Origin of the sequence: Actinokineospora alba (assembly GCF_004362515.1) — a bacterium.
Classification (GTDB): Bacteria; Actinomycetota; Actinomycetes; order Mycobacteriales; family Pseudonocardiaceae; genus Actinokineospora; species Actinokineospora alba.
On the sequence record NZ_SNXU01000001.1, the window covers coordinates 4,740,097 to 4,761,816 of the forward strand.

The window sequence follows — 21,720 nt, forward strand, 5'->3', positions numbered from 1 at the left end:
CCGTGTCCTTGTCCTCCCTGCTGTTCGACCCGCCGCAGGGGTTGTTGAGGCAGACGTTCGCGCCGAAGGACATGCGGCAGGGCGGCACGGTCAACGTCGACGGGTTCGGCGTCGGCTGGCGCACCGACGGCGAGACCGTTCGCTACCGCCGCGCCGTTCCGATGTGGATCGACCACGGCTTCGCCGCCGTCGCCGCGAGCACCCGCAGCGACGTGGTGCTGGCGGCTGTCCGATCGGCCACGATCGGCATGCCGATCTGCGACGACGCTTGTGCCCCGTTCACTGAAGGCCCCTGGCTGTTCAGCCACAACGGGCGGGTCGGCGGGTGGCCGGAGAGCGTGGCCGGGCTCGCCGCCGAACTGCCCACAGTGGACCTGATGACGCTCGACGCGCCCACCGACAGCGCCCTGATCTGGGCGCTGGTGCGGCACAGGCTGCGGGCGGGCGTCGACCCGGCCGACGCGGTGGCTGAGGTGGCGCGCGCGATCGGCGCGGTGGCGCCGGACTCGCGGCTGAACTTCCTGCTTACCGACGGCCGGATGCTCGTCGCCACCACCTGGTGGCACTCGCTTTCCGTGCTGAAGACCGAAGACAGCGTCGTCCTGGCCTCCGAGCCGTGGGACGACGATCCACAGTGGACGACTTTGGGTGACCACCTGCTGGTCACCGCCACGCTTGACCCGGCCCCGGATGTGCGCGTCACCGAACTGGGGCCGATCGCCGAATCACCGGAGGGGAACGCAGTGACCACGACCGACATCGTCGTCGAAGTACACCTGCCAGAAGACCACGCCGCCCGCGCACTCGCCGCCGACGTCCGCGCGGGATTGACCGCCACGCCGAAATCCTTGCCTCCCAAGTGGTTTTACGACACCCGGGGCAGCGAACTGTTCGAACAGATCACCACGCTGCCGGAGTACTACCCGACCCGCGCGGAACGCGAGATCCTCGCCGCCCGCGCGGGCGAGATCGCCTCGGTGACCGGCGCGCACACGTTGGTGGAGCTGGGCTCGGGCTCCTCGGAGAAGACCCGACTGCTCCTCGACGCCCTGCGTGACGGAGGGAGTTTGTCGCAGATCGTCGTCCTGGACGTCTCGGAGTCGGCGCTGCGCGAGGCTTCGGCGGCCCTGGGGGAGGAGTACCCGGAGGTTGGGGTGAACGGGGTGGTCGGCGACTTCACCGAACACCTGGGTCTGCTTCCCGGCGAGCCCGCGCGGCTGGTCGTGTTCCTCGGCGGCACGATCGGCAACCTGCTGCCCGAGGAACGCAAGGTGTTCCTGGCGTCGATCCGCGAGGTCCTCAAGCCGGGGGAGTGGCTGCTGCTGGGCACCGACCTGGTCAAGGACGAAGCCACCGTGGTCGCCGCCTACGACGACGCGGCGGGTGTCACGGCGGAGTTCAACAAGAACGTCCTGCACGTCCTCAACCGCGAACTGACCGCCGACTTCGACGTCGAGGCGTTCGAACACGTGGCGCTCTGGGACGCGAAGAACGAGTGGATCGAGATGCGCCTGCGCTCGACCAAGGCACAGCGCGCCCGCATCGCCGCTTTGGACATGGACGTCGACTTCGCCGAGGGCGAGGAACTCCGCACGGAGATCTCCGCCAAGTTCCGCCGCGAAGGCGTGGCGAAGGAACTCGCGGCCGCCGGCTTCGCCCTGACCCAGTGGTGGACCGACGAACAAGGCCGCTTCGCCCTGTCGTTGGCCAGGGCGGACTAGCCACGGGTGCGTCGCGCCCGGGGAATTGGGCGCGACGCACCCGCTACCGAAATGTCTGAATCGCCGTGAGGATGAAGCCGCCAAGCGCGGCGGCGCCGAGTAGCTTGGGATTGACGAGGAACGCCGTGCGATCCCGCTTCGGCGGCACCGGCACAGTTTCCGCACGCGACTTCTGGTCGGTAGGCGCCGGTGTCGGCCCGGACCGTTCGGCGGACGCCTCGATTGCAATTGTCGCGATGAACACCAACACGCCCGCGGTGAACAAGACGATCAGGAGGACCCATGGCACCTGCGGGACGGTTGGGCAAACGCGAGTGACGTTGCCGAGAAATGGGGGCCCATCAGGGTCACGCTCGACGACGAGCCGACAAGGATTGAAGCGCTCGTACAGGAATCGGCCCCACAAAAGGTTCCACGTGGCGCCGAACATGGCCGCGCCGATCGCGACAGACGCGACAGATCTCAGCATCTCCGCCGGATCTCCGCGTTGATCAGGCATTGTCGAACGGTACGACCGGCCGGTTCATGGCCACCAGGGTCCTTTGCCCCTCGGCTGGACTAGGCGAACTAAAAGACGCTCTTCCCGATCAGCAGCAGCGCGCTCAGCGCCGCGACCACGAGGACGCCGACTCGCAGTCGAGGTCCCTCGACGTGCTTGCGGAGCGGGTTGGAGATCAGGGCGCCGCAGGCCAGGAACGGGATCAGGAAAGCGGCGGCCACCAGGTGTCGCTGTTCGACATGGCCCGCCACCGCGAGCATCGCCAGGGAAGAGATCGAGGCGACCAGGAAGAAGGCGCTCAGGGTCGAGCGGATCGTCGGGCCTGACTGGTTCTGGTACACCAGCGCGATCGGTGGGCCGCCGATCGACGCCATGGTGCCGAAAGCGCCCGACGCGGTGCCCGCGACGAGCAGGGTGGGGACGGTCGGCCGCGGTTTCCACGTGATCACCGACAGGCCCACGCACACCAGCACGCTCACCCCGATCAGCGCGGTGAAGCCCGCCACCGGCAGCGTCGCCAAGGCGATCAGGCCGAGCCCGTTGCCGGGCAGCCGCCCCACCATCGCCCAGCCGACGTTCTTCCACTCGACCGAACCGTGCTCACGGAAGATCAGCATCGCCGACAGCGCGGTCCCGGCGAACAGCACCGGCACCGGGACGAGCATCGGGTCGATCAGCGCCAGGATCGGTCCGGCGATCAGGTTCAGGCCGAAGCCGATCGTGCCCTGCACGGCCGCGCCGACCAACAAGACCAGGCCCGCGATCAGCAGTCCGAGTGTCAAGGTGGATCCCCCCAAAATGCGAGCGGGGGACGTCCAGGGTTGCCGGACGTCCCCCGCTCGCTCGCGTTCCTAGCTGTTGACCATCTTGCGCAGCACGTACTGCATGATGCCGCCGTTGCGGTAGTAGTCCGCCTCACCGGGGGTGTCGATGCGCACGAGGCCGTCGAACTCCACAGTGGAGCCATCCGCCTTCGTGGCCGAAACCTTGACGGTGCGCGGGGTCTCGCCGTCGTTGAGCGCGGTGACGCCCGTGATCGCGAACGTCTCGGTGCCGTCGAGGCCCAGTGACGCGGCGGTCTCGCCCTGCGGGAACTGCAGCGGCAGCACGCCCATGCCGATCAGGTTCGACCGGTGGATGCGCTCGAAGGACTCCGCGATGACCGCGCGGACACCGAGCAGCGAGGTGCCCTTGGCCGCCCAGTCGCGCGACGAACCCGAGCCGTACTCCTTGCCCGCCAGGATGACCAGGCCGATCCCCGCCGCCGCGTAGTTCTCCGCCGCGTCGTAGATGAAGGCCTGCTCGCCGTTCTTGGTGAAGTCGCGGGTGTAGCCACCCTGGACATCATCGAGCAGCATGTTGCGCAGGCGGATGTTCGCGAAGGTGCCGCGGATCATCACCTCGTGGTTGCCGCGCCGCGAACCGTAGGAGTTGAAGTCCCTGCGCTCCACGCCGTGCTCGGTGAGGTACTTGCCCGCGGGTGTGTCCGCCTTGATGGCACCGGCCGGAGAGATGTGGTCGGTGGTGACCGAGTCGCCCAGCACCGCGAGGACGCGCGCGCCCTCGATGTCGGTGACGGGGGTGGTCTCCATCGTCATGCCCTCGAAGTAAGGGGGCTTGCGGACGTAGGTGGACTGCGGGTCCCACTCGAAGGTCTTGCCGGTCGGCGTCGGCAGCGACTGCCAGCGCTCGTCGCCTGCGAAGACATCCTTGTAGCTGCTGGCGAAGCTCTCCGCCGACATCGCCGAGGCGATGGTGTCGGAGATCTCCTGCGGCGTCGGCCAGATGTCGGCGAGGTGCACCGGCTGACCGTCGGACCCGATGCCGAGCGGCTCGGTGGTGATGTCGATGTCCATCGACCCGGCCAGCGCGTACGCCACCACCAGCGGCGGGGACGCGAGGTAGTTCATCTTGATGTCCGGGTTGATCCGGCCCTCGAAGTTGCGGTTGCCCGAGAGCACCGACACGACGGCGAGATCGGATTCCTGCACACCCGCGGAGATCTCGTCCTGCAGCGGGCCGGAGTTGCCGATGCAGGTGGTGCAGCCGTAGCCGACCAGGTTGAAGCCGAGCTTGTCCAGGTACGGGGTGAGGCCCGCGCGGTCGTAGTAGTCCATGACGACCTTGGACCCCGGCGCCAGCGTGGTCTTGACCCACGGCTTGCGGTTGAGGCCACGCTCGACGGCCTTCTTCGCCAGCAGCGCCGCGCCGATCATGACCGACGGGTTCGAAGTGTTGGTGCACGAGGTGATCGCGGCGATCGCGACGGCGCCGTGGTCGAGCTCGAAGGTCTGGCCGTCGAGGGTGACCGTGGTCGGCTTGGAGACCCGGCCCTCGGCGGTCGCGGCGGCCGAGTGCGAGTCGAACGGCTTGCCCGACGACCCGTTGCCGCTCGCGGCGAACGCGGGGGAGTCGCTGGCCGGGAAGGACTCCTCCGACGCCTCGTCCACAGTGGACGTGGTGTCCGTGGCCGGGGCGTAGGTGCCCAGCGCGGCGCGGAAGGCGGCCTTCGCGTCGGTGAGCTGGATGCGGTCCTGCGGGCGCTTCGGGCCTGCGATCGAGGGGACGATCGTGGCCAGGTCCAGTTCGAGGGTCTCGGAGAAGACCGGCTCGATGGACGGGTCATGCCAGAGGCCCTGCTCCTTGGCGTACGCCTCGACCAGTGCGACCTGGTCGGCGGAGCGGCCGGTGAAGCGCAGGTACTCGATGGTCTCCGCGTCGATCGGGAACATCGCCGCGGTGGAGCCGAACTCCGGGCTCATGTTGCCGATGGTGGCGCGGTTGGCCAGCGGGACGGCCGAGACGCCGGAGCCGTAGAACTCGACGAACTTGCCGACGACGCCCTGCTTGCGCAGCATCTCGGTGATCGTGAGGACCAGGTCGGTGGCGGTGGCGCCCGCGGGCAGCTCGCCGTGGAGCTTGAAGCCGACCACGCGCGGGATCAGCATGGAGACCGGCTGGCCGAGCATCGCGGCCTCGGCCTCGATGCCGCCGACGCCCCAGCCCAGCACGCCCAGGCCGTTGACCATGGTGGTGTGCGAGTCGGTGCCGACGAGGGTGTCGGGGTAGGCCTGACCGTTGCGGGTCATCACGACGCGCGCGAGGTGCTCGATGTTGACCTGGTGGACGATGCCGGTGCCCGGGGGGACGACCTTGAACTCGTCGAACGCGGTCTGGCCCCAGCGCAGGAACTGGTAGCGCTCCTTGTTGCGCTGGTACTCCAGGTCGACGTTGGTCTCGAAGGCGTCCGGGCGGCCGAAGATGTCGGCGATCACCGAGTGGTCGATGACCAGCTCGGCCGGGGCCAGCGGGTTGACCTTGCTCGGGTCGCCGCCCAGCGTGGTGACGGCCTCGCGCATGGTGGCGAGGTCGACGACGCAGGGGACGCCGGTGAAGTCCTGCATGACCACGCGGCCCGGCGTGAACTGGATCTCCGTCGACGGCTCGGCCGCCGGGTCCCAGTTCGCCAGGGCGCGCACGTGGTCGGCGGTGATGTTCGCGCCGTCCTCGGTGCGGAGCAGGTTCTCCAGCAGGATCTTGAGGCTGTAGGGCAGGCGCTCGGAACCCTCCACCGCGTCCAGCCGGAATACCTCATATGAGGCATCACCGACGTTCAGCGTGGCACGGGCGCCGAAGCTGTCCTTGCTAGCAGTAGTCACGTCCAACTCCAGTGGCGGCGCAAGTCAGTTCAGGTAGTCGAGCCCTGAGTCTCGCGCACCTGGTTGAGGCGCGCATCGACAGGCTCACCCTGCAAACAGTACGCTTGTCCTGTAAGCGACTTCAAGGGGGGTTGGATGTGATCCATCACGTGCAGATCGCGTGCCCGGCCGGCGCGGAGGATCGGATGCGGGCGTTCTACACCGGCGTCCTTGGATGGTCTGAGCTGCCGAAACCACCGCTGCTGGCCGCCCGCGGCGGGTGCTGGTTCGCCGTGCCAGGGGGCGGGGAATTGCATGTCGGGGTGGAGGCCGATTTTCGGCCGGCGCGCAAGGCGCATCCGGCGTTCGTGGTGGATGTCGACGCGGTAGCCGCCGCGGTCGCGGGATCGGGCGCCGTTGTTCGCTGGGCGGACCCCTCGGAGATTCCCGGCAGGCGGCGTTTTCATACCGACGATCCGGTGGGCAACCGCATCGAGTTCCTGGAGTCATGACTTGTGCGGAGTAGGGCAGGGCGGACGGTTTGCGGGCCGCCGCCCTGTCCTTATGTCACCGACTACCGACTCAGACGAGCCAGCCCGCGAGGTGGGCCAGGTTTGCGAGCAAATTCGTAAGCATGTGGCTTCTCCTTTGAATCACAGCGGAATAAAGAAATGCTTCGCATTTGGCTCACGAAGTGCCGACAGCCTCTCGGTGGGAATTCCTGTTGTCAACGATGGATTTTATTTCAGTAGTTTTTCGCTAATGTGTCATCCGGAAAATCTCCTGGGGCGCGAGCTGGGGTTCATGTTTGTTGCTGGATGAGCCTGACCTGCGAGAATCGGCCGGAGCGCAAATTTGTCTCGGGTGGACATAGTGGGGCGAAACTATTTGTCGGTCGGGCCCACGTTCGCGCGGGTGGGCGAAGTCGGTGACCTTGTAGGAGGGTGTCCATATGGACGCTGTGGTGGTAGGGGCGGGGCCCAACGGGCTCGCGGCTGCGCTGGTGTTGGCCAAAGCCGGGTTGGCCGTCGAGGTGCACGAGGCGGCCCCCACGATCGGCGGTGGCTCCAGGACGGCCGAGTCGACCCTGCCCGGTTTGCGGCACGACGTGTGCGCCCACGCCCATCCGATGGGCCTGGCCTCGCCGTTCTTCCGCGCTTTCGGTCTCGCCGAGCACGGCGTCGACCTGCTCGTCCCCGAGGTGTCTTATGCCCACCCGCTCGACGGTGGCCGCGCCGGTGTGGCCTGGCGTGATCTGGACCGGACGGCTGAGGGTCTGGGCCGCGACGGCCAGGCCTGGCGGCGTTTGCTGGGTCCGCTGGTGCGGGACTGGCCGGGCCTGGTCGACCTCGCCATGTCCGACTTCCGGTCGGTGCCCCGAGCCCTCCGGTTCCCGCTGCGTGTCCTGGAACAGGCTTCCCCGCTGTGGGGCGCGCGATTTCGGGAGGCGGTCGCCCCGGCTCTCCTGACCGGAGTGAGCGCGCACGCCGTGACACCCCCGCGAGCCCTCGCGCCCGCCGGAGCGGGACTGCTGCTCGCCACCCTCGCTCACGCTGTCGGCTGGCCCATCGCCCGCGGCGGCAGTCAGTCCATTGTGGACGCCCTGGCGGCGGAGTTGGTCAGGCTGGGTGGGAAGATCGTGACCGACAGCCGGATCGACTCGCTTTCACAGGTCCACGCGCACGCTGTTCTGCTGGACGTCACCCCGGCCGCGCTGGCGGGAATGGCTGAGCTGCCCGACCGATACGTGCGACGGCTGCGCGCGTTCCGCTATGGCGGGGGAGTGTGCAAGGTCGACTTCGCACTCTCGGGACCAGTGCCCTGGACAGCCCCGGACCTCGCCCGTGCCGGAACGCTGCACGTCATCGGCGACCGGGCGGAGGCCGTCGCGGCGGAGGAGGAGGTCGCCGCCGGTCGGCACCCGTCGCGGCCGTATGTGCTGGTGGGGCAGCCTGAGGTGGTGGACCCCGGTCGGGCGCCCGAGGGATTCCACACGCTGTGGTCATACGCCCATGTGCCGAACGGGTCCACTGTGGACGTCGCTGAACGGGTGACGGCGCAGATCGAACGGTTCGCACCTGGCTTTCGGGACCTGGTGGTGGAGCGGTCCGTGGTGACGGCCGTGGAGATGGGCCGGTACAACGCGAACTACGTCGGCGGGGACATCGGCGCTGGTGCGCTTTCGGTGCGGCAGACGGTATTCCGGCCCGTGCCGCAATGGGACCCCTACCGGACGCCTATACCTGGCGTGTATCTGTGCTCGGCTTCGACGCCGCCAGGGCCTGGGGTGCATGGGATGTGCGGCGTACACGCGGCTGGACGCGTTTTGCGGCAGCGGTTTGGCATCAAGACAGACCCACTGGACTTGATCCGAAGCTGACCACCCACCCCCTGTGTGAGCGGCCAAAGAGCATGCTCCAATCCCGACAGCCCCCAATGGCCGCACCGCCCACAGTCCCACGACAACGGGGTTGCCTTTGCGGTCTTTGGCTTTTAATCCCTGCTCTACCCCCTGCCCCCTCGTCCTGGCCATCTTTAACTCTCGATCATCGGTGTCAAGGGTCGCGCAGCGATCGCGCAGCGACGGCCGTTTACGGCCGCCCTTGACGCCGATGATCGAGAGTTAAACAATTGTGGCCGAGGGGGACTTTCCCTTGGGAGCCAACAAGAACTCGGGGATCAATGTGGTGGGCCCCTCTGGCTCGATTGTTTAATTCTCGATCATCGCTGTCAAGGGCGGCGCAAGCGCCGTCGCTGCGCGATCGGCAAGCCGACCCTTGACAGCGATGATCGAGAATTAAAAGCGGCCAGGACGAGGGGCAAGGGGGAAGTGCAGGGGCGAAGAGCCGTCCCTGAAAGGTGACCACGTCCGGAGCTTAAGGACCAAAGGGCCGTCCCTGAAGGTGACCACGTCCGGAGGTGCAAGGGCAAGGGCCGTCCCTGAAGGTGACCACGTCCGGAGGTGCAAGGGCAAGGGCCGTCCCTGAAGGTGACCACGTTCGGAGCTTCGGGATCAAGGGCCGTCCCTGAAGGTGACCGCGTTCGGAGGTTAAGGACCAAGACCTGTCCCCGAAGGTGGCCTTGGTCGGGGTGCGGGGATGAGGAGGGGTGCGGGTGGGGGTGCGGGGAAGGGGAACTGTCCCCGGAGGGCTGCGTCTTCAGGGTGGCGGGGGTGAAGCGTTGTTTCTTGTCCCGATGCTGGGCGTGTGGGGTGGTCGGGTGGCGGAAATGGAAGAGGCCCCGCCGGGTGGCGGGGCCTCTTCACGTTCTCGCTCTTAGTCCTACTGCTGTCTTACTTGAGCATCTTGATGAGGGCCTTGACGTCCGCAGGCTCAAGGCTCTTCAGGGCGGTGACCTGGATGTCGGTCAGCGACCGGATGGGGCTGACGTACCACTTGCCGTCCACCTGGGTGGTGACGACGCCGGTGTTGGCGATCATGCCCTTGACCAGGTTGGTCAGCGCCTTCTTGGCGTCCGGCTTCATTCGCTTGCCGCCGATCTCGGCTGCCGCGTCGTCGGCGCAGAACTTCTGCTTTTCGCCCTGGGCCTCGGCCGAGTAGCACTCGCCGTCCTTGGTGACGCTGACCTTCTCGCCTTCCATCTCCGCCTCGAACTCCTTGAGGAGGACCTTGGTGGCGCCCTCGACCTCGGTGGTCTCGGTCTCCAGCTTGGTGATCTTGACCCCGGTCGCCTCAGCGCCGTCCTTCTTGGCCATCTCGACCAGCATCGGGCCCAGGTCGTGGATCACGGCCATCTCGTCCGGCGGGAGGAGTTCGATGACTCGCTCCAGGTTCGCGTCCAGGCCCGCTTCGGCCATCTCGCGGACGGCCTGGTTGGGGGAGTCCGCGCCCTTGGCGGCGATGGGGGTCTTCGGCCAGGAGTTGTCGGACTCCTGCAGGGCGTAGTCCGCGATCGTGTAGAAGAGGCTCGGGTACCACTCGCCGTCGACGTTCACGGTGGCGATGCGGATGGCCTTGCCGTCGTTCTCCTTGACGATGTCGGCGATGTCGACCGTCTCGGTCTGCGGCTTCGCGTCCAGGCCGCGCGGGAAGGCGGCCTCGATGAACTCCTCGGTCAGCGGGAGCTTGCTCGCGTCCGAGCTGATGGTGACCTTGCCCGCGACCAGCTTGGTGATGGTCAGGCGGTCGTTGACCTTCTCCGCGCCCTGCTCGTCGAACTGCAGGCCCTCGGTCTTGAGTTCGAAGCCCTGCAGCTTGTTCGGGTCGGCGTCGGCCTTGTAGACCTCGAGCCGCTGCAGTTCCTTGGTGGTCTCGGAGTTCAGCGTGGTCATCAGGTCGCGCTCGGCGGGCGCCAGGCCCGTGAGCAGACCCGCGACGTCACCCTGACCCAGCGCGTTGACCAGGCTGGTCGCCGCCGCCGTGGGGCTCTGCGCACCCGCGGGGGCGCTGCCCCGGTTGAGGGCCCACACCGTGACACCGGCACCGGCCGCGACCGCGATGACCGCGGCCACGACACCGATGACCAGGCCCTTGCGCTTCTTGGGCTGCTCCGGCGCCGGGTAGCCGTACGCGCCGAACTGCTGCTGGCCGTACGGGTCGCCCTGCGGCTGGCCGTACTGCTGCGTCGGCTGCGGCCCGGTCTGCGGGTAGCCCTGGGCCTGCTGCGGCCCGGTCTGCGGGTAGCCCTGCTGCGGGTAGCCCCCCGGCTGCGGGTATCCGGGCTGGCCGCCCTGCTGGGGGTAACCGCCCTGCTGCGGGTACCCAGGCTGGCCGCCCGGCTGCTGATATGGGTCGTTCGGCTGCCCCTGGCCGCCTGAACCTGGATAGGTCACGGTTCCCCTCCTGCGATCCTGCTTGCGCTCTTGCGCCGGCTTACGAAGATGCCCACGGCCCCGATGAGAGCCACCAACGAGCCGATCAACGTGACTGTCGGTCCGGTGCTCGCAATGCCGAGCGAGCTTTCCTCGCCACCGCTTTCGACGGTGGCGACACCCGAAATGGTTCCAGTGAATATCGTCAGAATCACGCAGATCGTTGCGCTCGTCCGGTACAAGCCGAACGTGTAAGCGACAACGCTGAGCGTCACCACTGGGACCAGGCCGAACCAGATGTAAAGCAGCAGCTCCAGCACGTCGCCGCGCAGGAAGCCGAGGGTCTGGATCACGCCGATGAGCTGGAAGCTGTCACGCAGCACCGCGCCGGACCGGAACCAGGGAAGGAACATGCCCGCGACGACCGCCACGAGTCCCGCGGCGGCGATCACGGCGGTCGCCGCCCCCCGAGCGCGAGTTGATCCCTGAGTCACGGCGATATCGTCGCAGCACCGGGCACAGGCAGTCACATCGGGCTCGGCTCCGGTTCACTCGCTGTGGCTAGTGTCGATCACCCAGGTGGACCAGCGGGGACGCACCCTGCGTGTCACAAGAGGCCCAAGGTGTCCAGGGTGATGAAGTTTCCCCTGTTACGACTGGTGCAATTGTGGTCCTAATGGCACAGTCGTCTTGGGTCGGTCCGTTTTCCGCTGAGGTTGGCGGTCACGGCAGCCGATCCGTCCGAAGTGGACGGGGGGAGCCGTCCGCACTGGGAGGTGGGAAACCATGGGGAAACGACGCGGTAGCAGAGCGTTCATGATCGCGACGTCTCTCTCGTTGGTGATCAGTATGGCGGTCCCGGCGACAGCGGTCGCGGTGCCCCCACCTCCACCGAATCCGAGCGATTCGGAGCTCTCCGCGGGCCGCACCGAGGCCAAGGCCAAAGCGGGCAAGGTCGGCGAGCTGACGAACCAGCTCGCCAAGGCCGAGGCCCGGCTGATGGAGCTGCAGGCCGAGGTCGAGGCCAAGATGGAGGACGCCAACAAGGCCCTCGTCGACCTCGAGACCGCCGAAGAGCTCGCCGCCAAGGCCAAGGCCGACGCCGAGGCCGCCAAGCGCGAGTCCGACAGCGCGGGTCAGTCGATCGAGAACGCCCGTAAGCAGCTAGACGAGTTCGCCGCGGGCAGCTACAAGCAGGGCACGACCGTCGGCTCGATGTCGGCGTACATGGGGGCCAAGAGCCCGGAAGACCTGCTCGCCCGCGCGCAGCTGCTCAACGCCGTCAGCGGCAGCGAGCTGGACGCGCTGGAATCGATGGAGCGGGCCCGCACGGTCAAGGCCAACAAGGACTCACTGGCCCGCGCCGCCCTCGACGAGGCCACCAAGCGCCAGGCCGAGGCCGAGCAGGCCAAGCGCAACGCTGACGCCGCCACCGCCACGGCCCAGCAGGCCCAGCGTGACCAGGCAGGCAAGTCCCAGGAGCTCGAAGCCGCCCGCGCGGACTACGAACGCCAGCTCAACGAGGCCCAGGCCAAGGTCGGCGGCCTGGAGAACCAGCGCAAGCGCTACCAGGACTGGCTCGCCGCCAAGCAGCGCGAGGACGCCGCCAACGCGGCCGCCGCGCAGGCGTCGGCCCCGGCGGGGCCGCGTCCCGCCGTCAACCGCCCGCCGACGGGCAACGCCGTGCGGATCGTGATCGACCGGGCCCTGTCGCAGCTCGGCGTGCAGTACGCCTGGGGCGGCGGCAACGGCAAGGGCCCCACCCGCGGCATCCGCGACGGCGGCGTCGCCGACTCCTTCGGCGACTACAACAAGGTCGGGTTCGACTGCTCCGGCCTGATGATCTACGCCTTCGCCGGCGTCGGCATCCGGCTGCCGCACTACAGCGGCTACCAGGCCGCCGCGGGCCGCCGCGTCCCGCTGAACCAGATGGCCCCCGGCGACATGCTCTTCTGGGCCACCCGCGGCCGCATCCACCACGTGGCGATGTACATCGGCAACGGCCAGATGGTCGAGGCGCCGTACTCGGGCTCCAGGGTCCGCATCGCCCCGGTCCGCTACGGCGGCATCGTCCCCTACGCGACCCGGCTTCTCTGACTCTCCACTGTGGTGAGATGAGCGGGTGCGTGTCCTGTCGTGTCCCGAAGTGGAGACGCCGCCCGAGTTTCGTGACCAGGTCCTGCGGATGCAGCACCAGGCATGGCCGGGCGGGCGGACTTCGCTGACGCACGACCCGGTGCTGCGTCCGGTGTCGATGCTGCTGGTGGACGCCGACGTGGTGGTCGCCGCGTTGGACGTCCTGGCCAAGGAAATCGTCCACGCGGGACAGGTCTACTCCGCCGCCGGACTGAGCACTGTCGTCACCCGGCAGGACATTCGCGGTCGCGGGCACGGTCGCGTGCTCGTGTCGGCGGCGCGCGACGCCATCGCGGAGCGCGGCTTCGATATCGGGCTCTTCACGTGCGACAGACCACTTCAGGGTTTCTACGAGAGCGCCGGATGGCGACCGCTGCCAGGCACAGTGCTCGTCGGCGGAACGGTCGAGGCGCCGTTCGCCAGTGACCAGCCCGGGTTCGACAAGGTGACGATGGCGGACTTCTTCTCCGAAGCGGCCAAGCGGAACCAGTCGGCATTCCACGGTGCGCGCGTGGGCCTGTACTCCGGGGAGATCGACAAACTGTGGTGACGGCCCCTGGCGTCCAGTGTGGACACCAGGGGCCGATACCGGCTAGAACACCGAGACGCCGTACCTGCTCAGGGCTTCGGTGACCGGCTGGTAGAACGTGGTCCCGCCGGTGCGGCAGTTGCCGCTGCCACCGGAGGTGAGACCCAGCGCGATCGAGCGGTCGTAGAGCGGGCCGCCGCTGTCGCCCGGTTCGGCGCACACGTTGGTCTGGATCATGCCCTTGACCGTGCCTCCGCCCGAGTAGTGCACGGTGGCGTTCAGACCGGTCACCGTGCCGCTCCTGGTGCCCGTGGTGCTGCCGCGGCGGCTGACCGACTCGCCGATGTAGGCGTTGCCCGCCGAGGCGATGTCTTGTCCACCAACGGAACCGGAGATCGTGACGGACGTGTTGGTGTACTTCACGATGCCGTAGTCGTTGCCCGGGAAGCTGGAACCGGTGCGGTCACCCAGTTTGGTCGTCTGGCTGGAGTTCGAGTACCACGCCGACGCCGAGTTCGTGCAGTGCCCGGCGGTGAGGAAGTAGTACGTGCTGCCGCTGCGGACGTTGAACCCGAGCGAGCAGCGGTACCCGCCGCCGTAGATGGCGTCGCCGCCGGTGGTGAGCGGGGCGAACGTGCCCGCCGTCCGCTCGACCCTGGCCGCGCCGCCGGACCCGGCCGCCATGGCCACTAATCGGCCGAAGTCCGCCGCGCGCACGGAACTGTCGGCGGTGATCACGACCTGGTTGGTCGCCGGGTCCACCGCCCACGCCGTGCCGGGCGTGCCGTTGTCGAGCCGGGTCTTGAGTTCTTCGAGCTGCTGCACACTGCGCGACGCGGCCAGGTCGGTGGCCGCGGCCGTGCCGGGGACGACGCCCGCGACCGCGAGCGCCGCCGCCGTGACGACGAGGGTGTGTCGGATGGTGGTTCTCATTGTTCCGCCCTTCAGCAGGGGACCGGGAGCGCGGTTCAGGCACGCTCCCGGGCGGTTTTAGAGAGGTATTTCCCACCTAACGAGACAGTCCGGGTCGTCACAAGCGAGCGTTGGAGTGATCTTCACGCGGGTAGGGGCTCGGCGAAACCCGTCCGCCGAGCCCCACGCACTACCGCTTCATCAAGGCGAACAGACCCCAGCCGAGGTATTCGCGCAGGTAACGGGTGTAGCGGATTTGCGACTCGCTCAGATCCGCGCGCAGCTCCGGCGCCAACTCGTCATAGGGGTTGTCGTCGAGCCAGCGGCGGACATTGAGCCACTGGGCGGCGACGTAGCGGTCCCAGCTGTCGCCGTCGGCGAGGACCATCTCGACGACGTCCCAGCCGAGGCCGTTGAAGTGCGCGACCAGTTCGGCCAGCGACCGCCACTCGTCGTCCTGGGTGGCGTAGCAGGCTTCGACGGTCGCCTGGTCCGGTGGGGCCAGCCGCCAGTACGGCTCACCGACCAGCATCAGGCCGCCCGGCCGCAGGCTGCGGTCGAGCAACTCGATCGTGCCGGTCACGCCGCCGCCGATCCAGGTCGCGCCGACGCAGGCCACCAGATCGACCGGTTCGTCGGACACGAAACCCGCCGCGTCGTCATGCCTGAAGGCGACCCGGTCGGCCACCCCCAGTTCGACGGCGCGCTCGCGGGCGGCGTCGAGGAACACGGTGCTGATGTCGACGCCGACACCGCTGACGCCGTGGTCGCGGGCCCAGGTGCAGAGCAGTTCGCCCTTGCCGCAGCACAGGTCGAGCGCGGTCGTCCCTGCGGGCAGGCGCAGCGCCCGGCCCATGGTGGCGAGCTTCTCGCCGGTGATCGGGTTGATGACCCGGTGGCTGCTCTCGCGGATGGTGAAACTACGTGGAAGATCCACTTCGGTCGGTCCTTACGGGTGAGGTGTGCGTGACAGGGAAGCGTCGAATCGTCCGAACAGTCACCAAAACACCTCATCGCGTCGCAAGGATTGACCCGCCCACGCTAGGACACGGCCGCGGGCGCCGTCCAAGCGTTTTCCGGCTCAGAACGGGACTTCCACTGCCAGCAGCCCTTCCCCGGGCGCTCTGCCGGACAGGAACCGGCAGAACTCCACCGCGTCGAGCCGCAGTTCCGGTCCGCCGTGTGACCACTCGCCGCCCGCCGGGCCGGAGAGCACCAGGGTGAACGGCTGCCCGTGTCGGCCCGCCCACTCCTCGACGACGTCGGCCACGAGCGCGCCGTCGTGCTCGGCGGTGAGCACCGGTGTGCTGCCCACCGCGCGGTGGATGTCCATCCGGTGCATCCACGGGTCACGGGTCAGGATCACGTCCATCATGTAGGCCACCGTCCACTTCTCGGCGTGCTCGGTGCCGCTGGACACGGCCGCGCGGCGGAGCAGGCCGGGGACGCGACGCCGAGCGCGCGCCGCTTTCGGTGCCACAGCGGCGAACCGTGCGACGACCTCGGCCGTGCTCAGGTGAGCGTGCTCCTCGACTTGGAGGGCCGTCAGCGCGTCGATGAGGACGCCGTCGCGCTTGCGGGCCGCGCGCTGCTGGCGGGCGCTCTCGAGCGGGGAGGCCGCCATCTCGGCCATCCCCAAGGCGTGTCCGGCCATCGCGCGCACGTCCCACCCGGGACATTCGGTCGGTGTCGCCCACTCGTCGGGGGTGAGGGTTCGCAGCACATCGACGAAGCGCTGGTACTCGGTCTCGGCGAGCCGTGCGGCCGTCCGGCGTTCCAGGCCCGGTCTGCGGGGCGCGGTATTGGTCATGGTGGTCATCAAGTGCTCCTCTGTGTGCTCCTCAGTGGCGGGCCGGGCAGGCCCAGGTGGTCGGCGAACATGTCCATCGCGCGGGGGAGCAACCGTCGCCACCGGTCGCCCCCGGGATCGTTGGCCAGCTGGGAATCGACCAGGCCGCCGACCAGCGACACATACAGATCCACGGCCTCGGGTTGGTCCACGCCGAGCCGGTCGAGCACCTCGCGCAGTCGCTCCAGGGTGGCGACCGACGGCGCGTAGGACTCCGGGCTGGGCTGGAAGTCCGGGATCACCCGCTGGTTCATCAGCTGGAACCGGGCGAGGTCGGCCACGGCGAAGTCGAAGAAGGTCTCGGACATGGCCAGCAGTGCCACCCTCGGCGCTTTCGGCAGGCTCGCCGTCCGCTCCAGGGTGACCTGCAGGAACTCCGACCAGGCCTCGCCGAACATCGCGTCGTAGATCGCGTTCTTGGACGCGAAATGGGTGTAGAGCGACGGTGAGCGCATCCCGACTCGCGCGGCGACCTCGCGCAAGGTCACCGACGACAGGCCTTCCGCGCGCGCGATCTCCCACGCGGCCTCGACGATCTCCCGCCGAGTCGCCTCACGCCGTTCGGCTTGCCTATCGCGATTAGGTAGAACGCTCATAGTTAGGCAGGGTCCGCCTGAAGGCTGGCATTGTCAAGGGCGGTTCAGGCGCTCGGTGAGCTCGTCGAGCGTCGGCACGAACCACAGGTGCGTCCCGCGGTTCGACTCGCGGACGAAGGACGCCATGGCCTCGCTGCGGGCGAGGTGCTCGGCCATGTCGCCCAGGACGGTCACCCGCATCCGGTAGTTGACGAATTTCTGGATGATCTCGCCCGCGACCCGGGTGCTCAGGACGAAGAAGTCGTCGGCGAGCCGGGTCGTCGGGATGACGATCATGTCGACGTCCTGGCCCCAGAGCTCCCCGAGGAGGTCCGTGGCGTCGCTGTCGCGGGCCAGCGCGGGGCCGTCGCTCGCGCACACGGCCAGGGAGACGTCGTTGACGGTCATCATGGTGATCACCCTCGGACGGTAGCCACGGCGGATTAGGGTGGTCGAATGGATTCCTGGGCCGCGGTCATCCTCGCGGGCGGTCGCGCGTCGCGGATGGACGGCCGGGACAAGGTCGCCATCGAGGTCGACGGTGTCACCCTGCTCGCGCGGGCCGTGGACGCCGCGGCGGGCGCCGACCCGATCGTCGTGGTCGGCAAGCGCAGGCCGGTTCCGCGCCCGGTCGTCTGGACCGTCGAGGACGAGCCCGGCTCCGGACCGGTCGCCGCCATCGCCGCGGGCATCGCGCCGCTGCCCGACGACCCGGACCTGCCCGTCGTCCTGCTCGCCGCCGACCTGCCCCGACTCACCCCGGCCACCCTGGCGCGGCTGACCGGCTCCCTGGGAAGCACCGGCGTCCTGCTAGTCGACGCCGACGGGCGCGACCAGTGGCTGCTCAGCGCGTGGCGGCTCGGGGTGCTGCGGGCGGCCCTGCCCGAGCGGCCGGAGGGGATGGCGCTGCGCAAGGTGCTCGGTGGACTCGACCCGCTGCGGGTTCCGGCCGTCGCCGACGAAGCCGCCGATGTGGACACTCCGGAAGACCTTTCCCGCTTCACCAGTTGAGTTCACAGCGCTCACACCGCTCATGCGGTTGGCTGTAACCCGCTGGAATGACCGTGCGCTGAGGAGGACAGCTGGTGACCGAGCCTGGGCAGGTCGAGCAAGAGGGCAGCACGCCCGCGCGTGACGCGCAACTGCTCGAACGGACCGTGTTCGAGGTCAAGCGGGTGATCGTCGGGCAGGACCGGCTGGTCGAGCGGATGCTCGTCGGCCTGCTCGCCAAGGGCCACCTGTTGATCGAGGGCGTGCCCGGTGTCGCCAAGACGCTCGCCGTGGAGACCTTCGCGCGCGTCGTCGGAGGATCGTTCTCCCGGGTGCAGTTCACCCCGGACCTGGTGCCCGCCGACATCCTCGGCACCCGCATCTACCGGCAGTCCAGCGAGCGCTTCGACGTCGAGCTCGGCCCGGTCGTGGCCAACTTCGTCCTCGCCGACGAGATCAACCGCGCGCCCGCCAAGGTGCAGTCGGCGATGCTGGAGATCATGGCCGAGCGGCACGTGTCCATCGGCGGTCAGACCTTCCCGATGCCCGACCCGTTCCTGGTGTTGGCCACGCAGAACCCGATCGAGAACGAGGGCGTCTACCCGCTGCCCGAGGCGCAGCGCGACCGGTTCCTCTTCAAGATCATCGTCGAGTACCCGACGGCCGAGGAAGAGCGCGAGATCGTCTACCGGATGGGCGTCACGCCGCCGGAGGCCAACCAGGTCCTCAGCCCCGAGGAGCTGCGCCGCCTGCAGGACGTCGCCTCCAGGGTCTTCGTCCACCACGCGCTCGTCGACTACACCGTCCGGCTCGTGCTGGCCACCCGCACACCCGCCGAGCACGGCCTGGCCGACGTCGCGGGCTGGATCGCCTACGGCGCGTCCCCGCGCGCCAGCCTCGGCATCGTCGCCGCCGCCCGCGCCCTGGCGCTGGTCCGCGGCCGCGACTACGTGCTGCCCCAGGACGTCGTCGACGTCGTGCCCGACGTGCTGCGCCACCGGCTCGTGCTGTCCTACGACGCGCTCGCCGACGGCGTCCCGATCGACCACATGATCTCCCGGGTCATGCAGACCGTCCCGCTGCCGCAGGTCTCGGCGCGGCCGCAGGCGCCCAGCGGGCACCCGGCGCCGGCCGGGGTGGCCGGCAGGCCGTGAGCAGGCACAAGGCCGCCGAGGGCGAGCGTCCCAACTGGGCCCCGCCCGTGCTGCAGGGCGACAGGATGGAAGCTGGCCTGCGACTGCTGGAGATCGACGTCCGGCGCAGGCTCGACGGGCTGCTGCAGGGCAACCACCTCGGTCTCGTGCCCGGTCCCGGGTCCGAGCCGGGGGAGGCCCGGCCGTACCAGCCGGGCGACGACGTGCGCCGGATGGACTGGGCGGTCACCGCTCGGACGACCGTCCCGCACATCCGGGAGACGGTCGCCGACCGTGAGCTGGAGACCTGGCTGGTCGTCGACCTGTCCGCGAGCCTCGACTTCGGCACGGCCGCGTGCGAGAAGCGCGACCTCGCCGTCGCCGCCGTCGCCGCGATCGCCCACCTGACCCGCGGCGGCGGGAACCGGGTCGGCGCGCTGATCTCCACCGGCGAGAAGATGATCCGCATCCCCGCGCGCGGGGGTCTCGCCCACGCGCGGAGCCTGGTCCGCAAGGTCGCCGAGACCCCGCGCGCGAGCGACGGCGTCCGCGGCGACCTGGCCAACGCCATCGAGCAGCTCCGCAGGCCACCGCGCAGGCGCGGGCTCGCCGTGGTCATCTCCGACTTCCTCGGCTCGACCGACTGGCAGCGCCCACTGCGCGCGCTGTCGCTGCGCCACGAGCTGATCGGCGTCGAGGTCGTCGACCCGCGCGACATCGAACTGCCCGACGTCGGCACCGTCGTGCTGGCCGACCCGGAGACCGGGCGCCAGCGCGAGATCACCGCGTCGCCGTTGCTGCGCAAGGAGTTCGGCGCCGCCGCGGCCGAGCACCGCGAGGCGGTCGCCAAGGGGATCCGGCAGGCCGGTGGCGGACATCTGGTGCTGCGCACGGACTCCGACTGGATCGCCGACACCGTCCGCTTCGTCGTGGCCCGCAAGCGCCGCTGGTCGGGAGGCGTCGCATGAGTTTCCGCAACTTCGCCACCCCGTGGTGGTTCCTCCTGCTGATCGCGGTCGCCGCTCTCGTCGTCGGCTACCTGTATGTGCAACGCCTGCTGCGCAAGCGGACGTTGCGCTTCGCGAACCTGGAGCTGCTGGAACGGGTCGCGCCGAACCAGCAGGGCTGGATCCGGCACGTGCCCGCGATCGTGCTGATCATCGGCCTGGTGCTGCTGACCACGGCGATGGCGGGTCCGACCGCGCAGCAGAAGGTGCCGCGCAACCGGGCCACGGTGATGCTGGTGATCGATGTGTCGCTGTCGATGGAGGCCACGGATGTGGCGCCCACCAGGCTCAAAGCGGCCCAGGTCGCGGCCAAGTCCTTCGCCGAGGGGCTCACGCCCGGGGTCAACCTGGGGCTGATCACCTTCGCGGGCACCGCGACGGTCCTGGTGGCGCCGACGACCGACCGGGTCGGCGTGGCCAAGGCGATCGACAATCTGAAGCTGGCCCAGTCCACCGCCACCGGTGAGGCGATTTTCGCGGCGCTGCAGGCGATCGAGGGCTTCTCCCAGGTCGTCGGCGGCCCCGAGGGCCCGCCGCCCGCGCGCATCGTGCTGATGTCGGACGGCAAGCAGACGATCCCGACGGAGAACGAGGAAGACCCGCGCGGGTCGTACACCGCGGCCAAGGCGGCGGCCGACAAGAAGATCCCGATCACCACGATCTCCTTCGGCACCAAGGAAGGCACCGTCGACATCGAGGGTCGCGTGCAGTCCGTGGCGGTCGACGACACGGCCATGAAGGAGATCGCCGACCTCTCCGGCGGCGACTTCTACCGGGCGGCGACGGCCGAGCAGCTGCGCAAGGTCTACGACACCCTGGGTGAGCAGATCGGCTACGAGATCAAGGAAGCCGACGCCAGCAAACCGTGGCTGGTGTTGGGCACCCTCGCGGCCCTGATCGCCGCGGGCAGCGCACTGCTGATCGGTCAGCGGCTACCCTGATTCAGCGTTTCCCGATATTTCCGGAATCGTTGTTTGTCTTTATTCACAAGGATTTCGACTGACCATTCCCGGCGAACGGCCGGATCAATACGCTGCGGCGAATGCCCACTCTTTCGAGAAAACTCGCCGTGGCGGCCGCCGCCGCGGCCCTGGTGTTCGTCGCCGTCGAGGCCTCGGCGGCAGGCAATCCCCACCAGCGCGGCCCGAATCCGACGGTCGCGGCGCTCGAAGCCGCGGCGGGCCCGTTCGCCGTGGCCAAGGTGTCCGTCCCCGGCGGCAACGGTTTCGGTGGCGGCACGATCACCTACCCGACCGACACCAGCCAGGGGACCTTCGGCGCGGTGGCCGTGTCACCAGGCTTCGTCGAGAGCGAAGGCGCGATCGCCTGGTTCGGCCCACGATTGGCGTCGCACGGGTTCGTGGTGATCACCATCTCGACGAACGGCCTGTTCGACCAGCCCGACGCGCGTGGCGCGCAGCTCCTGGCCGCCCTCGACTACGTGGCCAAGTCCAGCACCGTCCGCGACCGCGTCGACCCCGCGCGGCTGGCGGTCATGGGCCACTCGATGGGCGGCGGCGGAGCCCTTTACGCAACGGCCCAGCGACCCGCGCTGAAGGCGTCGATCCCGCTGCTGGCGTGGAGCAACACGAAGTCCTGGGGCTCGGTCCGCGTCCCGACGATGGTGATCGGCGCGGAAAACGACTTCATCGCCTCGGTCGGCTCGCATTCGGAGCCCTTCTATCAGTCCCTGGGTGGCGAGAAGGCCTACCTGGAAATGAATGACGCGGACCATTTCGTCACCAATTCGCCCACCCCGACGGTCGGAAAGCTGACCGTGTCATGGCTGAAGCGGTTCGTGGACAACGACACCCGGTACGACCAGTTCCTGTGCCCGGCGCCGCCGGTGGGTGGCCCGATCTCGGAGTACCGCGACACCTGCCCGTACATCTGACCCCGGTGGGCGGCCGGGAGTTTCCCGGCCGCCCGCTTTCCGGTCACCTTGCGCTGCCAATCTGGC

The 21,720-nt window shown here is 68.8% G+C and carries 20 protein-coding genes and 1 pseudogene; 11 read left to right on the forward strand and 10 right to left on the reverse strand.

Translation table 11 applies throughout. The features are described 5' to 3' along the window. Positions 1 to 2 precede the first annotated feature (2 nt). Both egtC and egtD read left to right on the forward strand, forming a co-directional pair. Positions 3 to 641 (forward strand): annotated as a pseudogene (egtC, locus tag C8E96_RS34150) (ergothioneine biosynthesis protein EgtC); the annotation flags it as partial. Between the two features lie 117 nt (positions 642 to 758). Continuing rightward, positions 759 to 1,721 (forward strand): L-histidine N(alpha)-methyltransferase, encoded by a 963-nt coding sequence (gene egtD, locus C8E96_RS21890; RefSeq protein ID WP_228770381.1) that lies wholly within the window; start codon positions 759 to 761, stop codon positions 1,719 to 1,721. A 43-nt stretch (positions 1,722 to 1,764) separates the two neighbouring features. Here egtD and C8E96_RS21895 read toward each other — a convergent pair whose 3' ends face one another. The 3 genes from C8E96_RS21895 to C8E96_RS21905 form a co-directional block, all read right to left on the reverse strand. After that, complete coding sequence (locus tag C8E96_RS21895; RefSeq protein ID WP_133794661.1) at positions 1,765 to 2,220, reverse strand: hypothetical protein; 456 nt, start codon at positions 2,218 to 2,220, stop codon at positions 1,765 to 1,767. 68 nt (positions 2,221 to 2,288) lie between these two features. Next, positions 2,289 to 3,002 carry a sulfite exporter TauE/SafE family protein gene (locus C8E96_RS21900; RefSeq protein WP_091384463.1) on the reverse strand — a complete coding sequence of 238 codons (714 nt, stop codon included), beginning with the start codon at positions 3,000 to 3,002 and terminating at the stop codon, positions 2,289 to 2,291. A gap of 69 nt (positions 3,003 to 3,071) precedes the next feature. Next, positions 3,072 to 5,879: an aconitate hydratase gene (locus C8E96_RS21905; RefSeq protein ID WP_133794663.1), complete on the reverse strand. Its 2,808-nt coding sequence runs from the start codon at positions 5,877 to 5,879 to the stop codon at positions 3,072 to 3,074. Between the two features lie 137 nt (positions 5,880 to 6,016). On the opposite strand from C8E96_RS21905, the gene C8E96_RS21910 reads away from it, so the two are divergent. Beyond that, positions 6,017 to 6,370 carry a VOC family protein gene (locus C8E96_RS21910; protein WP_091384468.1) on the forward strand — a complete coding sequence of 118 codons (354 nt, stop codon included), beginning with the start codon at positions 6,017 to 6,019 and terminating at the stop codon, positions 6,368 to 6,370. Positions 6,371 to 6,810: 440 nt separating this feature from the next. Further along, on the forward strand, positions 6,811 to 8,238 hold the full coding sequence (locus C8E96_RS21915) for a phytoene desaturase family protein (RefSeq protein ID WP_091384470.1): 1,428 nt from the start codon (positions 6,811 to 6,813) through the stop codon (positions 8,236 to 8,238). Positions 8,239 to 9,150: 912 nt separating this feature from the next. On the opposite strand, the gene C8E96_RS33760 is transcribed toward C8E96_RS21915, so the two are convergent. Both C8E96_RS33760 and C8E96_RS21925 read right to left on the reverse strand, forming a co-directional pair. Then, on the reverse strand, positions 9,151 to 10,650 hold the full coding sequence (locus C8E96_RS33760) for a hypothetical protein (protein ID WP_091383728.1): 1,500 nt from the start codon (positions 10,648 to 10,650) through the stop codon (positions 9,151 to 9,153). Then, the gene (locus tag C8E96_RS21925; RefSeq protein WP_091383729.1) at positions 10,647 to 11,081 is read right to left on the reverse strand and encodes a hypothetical protein; all 435 of its coding nucleotides are present in this window, start codon (positions 11,079 to 11,081) and stop codon (positions 10,647 to 10,649) included. Before C8E96_RS21925 ends, C8E96_RS33760 begins: the two co-directional genes overlap by 4 nt. Positions 11,082 to 11,445: 364 nt before the next feature. Between C8E96_RS21925 and C8E96_RS21930 the strand changes: the two genes are divergently transcribed. Further along, on the forward strand, positions 11,446 to 12,726 hold the full coding sequence (locus C8E96_RS21930) for an NlpC/P60 family protein (protein ID WP_228770333.1): 1,281 nt from the start codon (positions 11,446 to 11,448) through the stop codon (positions 12,724 to 12,726). Between the two features lie 25 nt (positions 12,727 to 12,751). Continuing rightward, positions 12,752 to 13,315 carry a GNAT family N-acetyltransferase gene (locus C8E96_RS21935; protein ID WP_091383731.1) on the forward strand — a complete coding sequence of 188 codons (564 nt, stop codon included), beginning with the start codon at positions 12,752 to 12,754 and terminating at the stop codon, positions 13,313 to 13,315. A 42-nt stretch (positions 13,316 to 13,357) separates the two neighbouring features. Here C8E96_RS21935 and C8E96_RS21940 read toward each other — a convergent pair whose 3' ends face one another. The 5 genes from C8E96_RS21940 to C8E96_RS21960 all read right to left on the reverse strand — a co-directional run bounded on the left by C8E96_RS21940 (position 13,358) and on the right by C8E96_RS21960 (position 17,041). After that, entirely contained in the window at positions 13,358 to 14,227 is an 870-nt protein-coding gene (locus tag C8E96_RS21940) for a S1 family peptidase (protein ID WP_091383732.1), read from the reverse strand. A 169-nt stretch (positions 14,228 to 14,396) separates the two neighbouring features. Further along, positions 14,397 to 15,143, reverse strand: a complete 747-nt coding sequence (locus C8E96_RS21945) for an SAM-dependent methyltransferase (RefSeq protein WP_091383734.1) — start codon at positions 15,141 to 15,143, stop codon at positions 14,397 to 14,399. Between the two features lie 144 nt (positions 15,144 to 15,287). Further along, the gene (locus C8E96_RS21950) at positions 15,288 to 16,025 is read right to left on the reverse strand and encodes a maleylpyruvate isomerase family mycothiol-dependent enzyme (protein WP_228770334.1); all 738 of its coding nucleotides are present in this window, start codon (positions 16,023 to 16,025) and stop codon (positions 15,288 to 15,290) included. Continuing rightward, the gene (locus C8E96_RS21955; RefSeq protein WP_091383735.1) at positions 16,025 to 16,651 is read right to left on the reverse strand and encodes a TetR/AcrR family transcriptional regulator; all 627 of its coding nucleotides are present in this window, start codon (positions 16,649 to 16,651) and stop codon (positions 16,025 to 16,027) included. Before C8E96_RS21955 ends, C8E96_RS21950 begins: the two co-directional genes overlap by 1 nt. Before the next feature lie 33 nt (positions 16,652 to 16,684). Further along, positions 16,685 to 17,041 (reverse strand): DUF4180 domain-containing protein, encoded by a 357-nt coding sequence (locus C8E96_RS21960; protein ID WP_091383892.1) that lies wholly within the window; start codon positions 17,039 to 17,041, stop codon positions 16,685 to 16,687. Positions 17,042 to 17,086: 45 nt separating this feature from the next. Here C8E96_RS21960 and mobA point away from each other — a divergent pair, with 45 nt between their 5' ends. The 5 genes from mobA (at position 17,087) to C8E96_RS21985 (ending at position 21,654) form a co-directional block, all read left to right on the forward strand. Further along, the gene (gene mobA, locus C8E96_RS21965) at positions 17,087 to 17,641 is read left to right on the forward strand and encodes a molybdenum cofactor guanylyltransferase (RefSeq protein ID WP_091383737.1); all 555 of its coding nucleotides are present in this window, start codon (positions 17,087 to 17,089) and stop codon (positions 17,639 to 17,641) included. 74 nt (positions 17,642 to 17,715) lie between these two features. After that, the gene (locus tag C8E96_RS21970) at positions 17,716 to 18,774 is read left to right on the forward strand and encodes an AAA family ATPase (protein ID WP_091383739.1); all 1,059 of its coding nucleotides are present in this window, start codon (positions 17,716 to 17,718) and stop codon (positions 18,772 to 18,774) included. A gap of 65 nt (positions 18,775 to 18,839) precedes the next feature. Then, positions 18,840 to 19,721: a DUF58 domain-containing protein gene (locus tag C8E96_RS21975; protein WP_176926860.1), complete on the forward strand. Its 882-nt coding sequence runs from the start codon at positions 18,840 to 18,842 to the stop codon at positions 19,719 to 19,721. Continuing rightward, positions 19,718 to 20,701, forward strand: coding sequence for a VWA domain-containing protein (locus C8E96_RS21980; protein ID WP_091383758.1), 984 nt, complete (start codon positions 19,718 to 19,720; stop codon positions 20,699 to 20,701). The genes C8E96_RS21975 and C8E96_RS21980 overlap by 4 nt, the downstream gene beginning before the upstream one ends. 101 nt (positions 20,702 to 20,802) lie before the next feature. Beyond that, complete coding sequence (locus tag C8E96_RS21985) at positions 20,803 to 21,654, forward strand: alpha/beta hydrolase family protein (RefSeq protein ID WP_091383760.1); 852 nt, start codon at positions 20,803 to 20,805, stop codon at positions 21,652 to 21,654. The last annotated feature ends 66 nt before the right edge of the window (positions 21,655 to 21,720 follow it).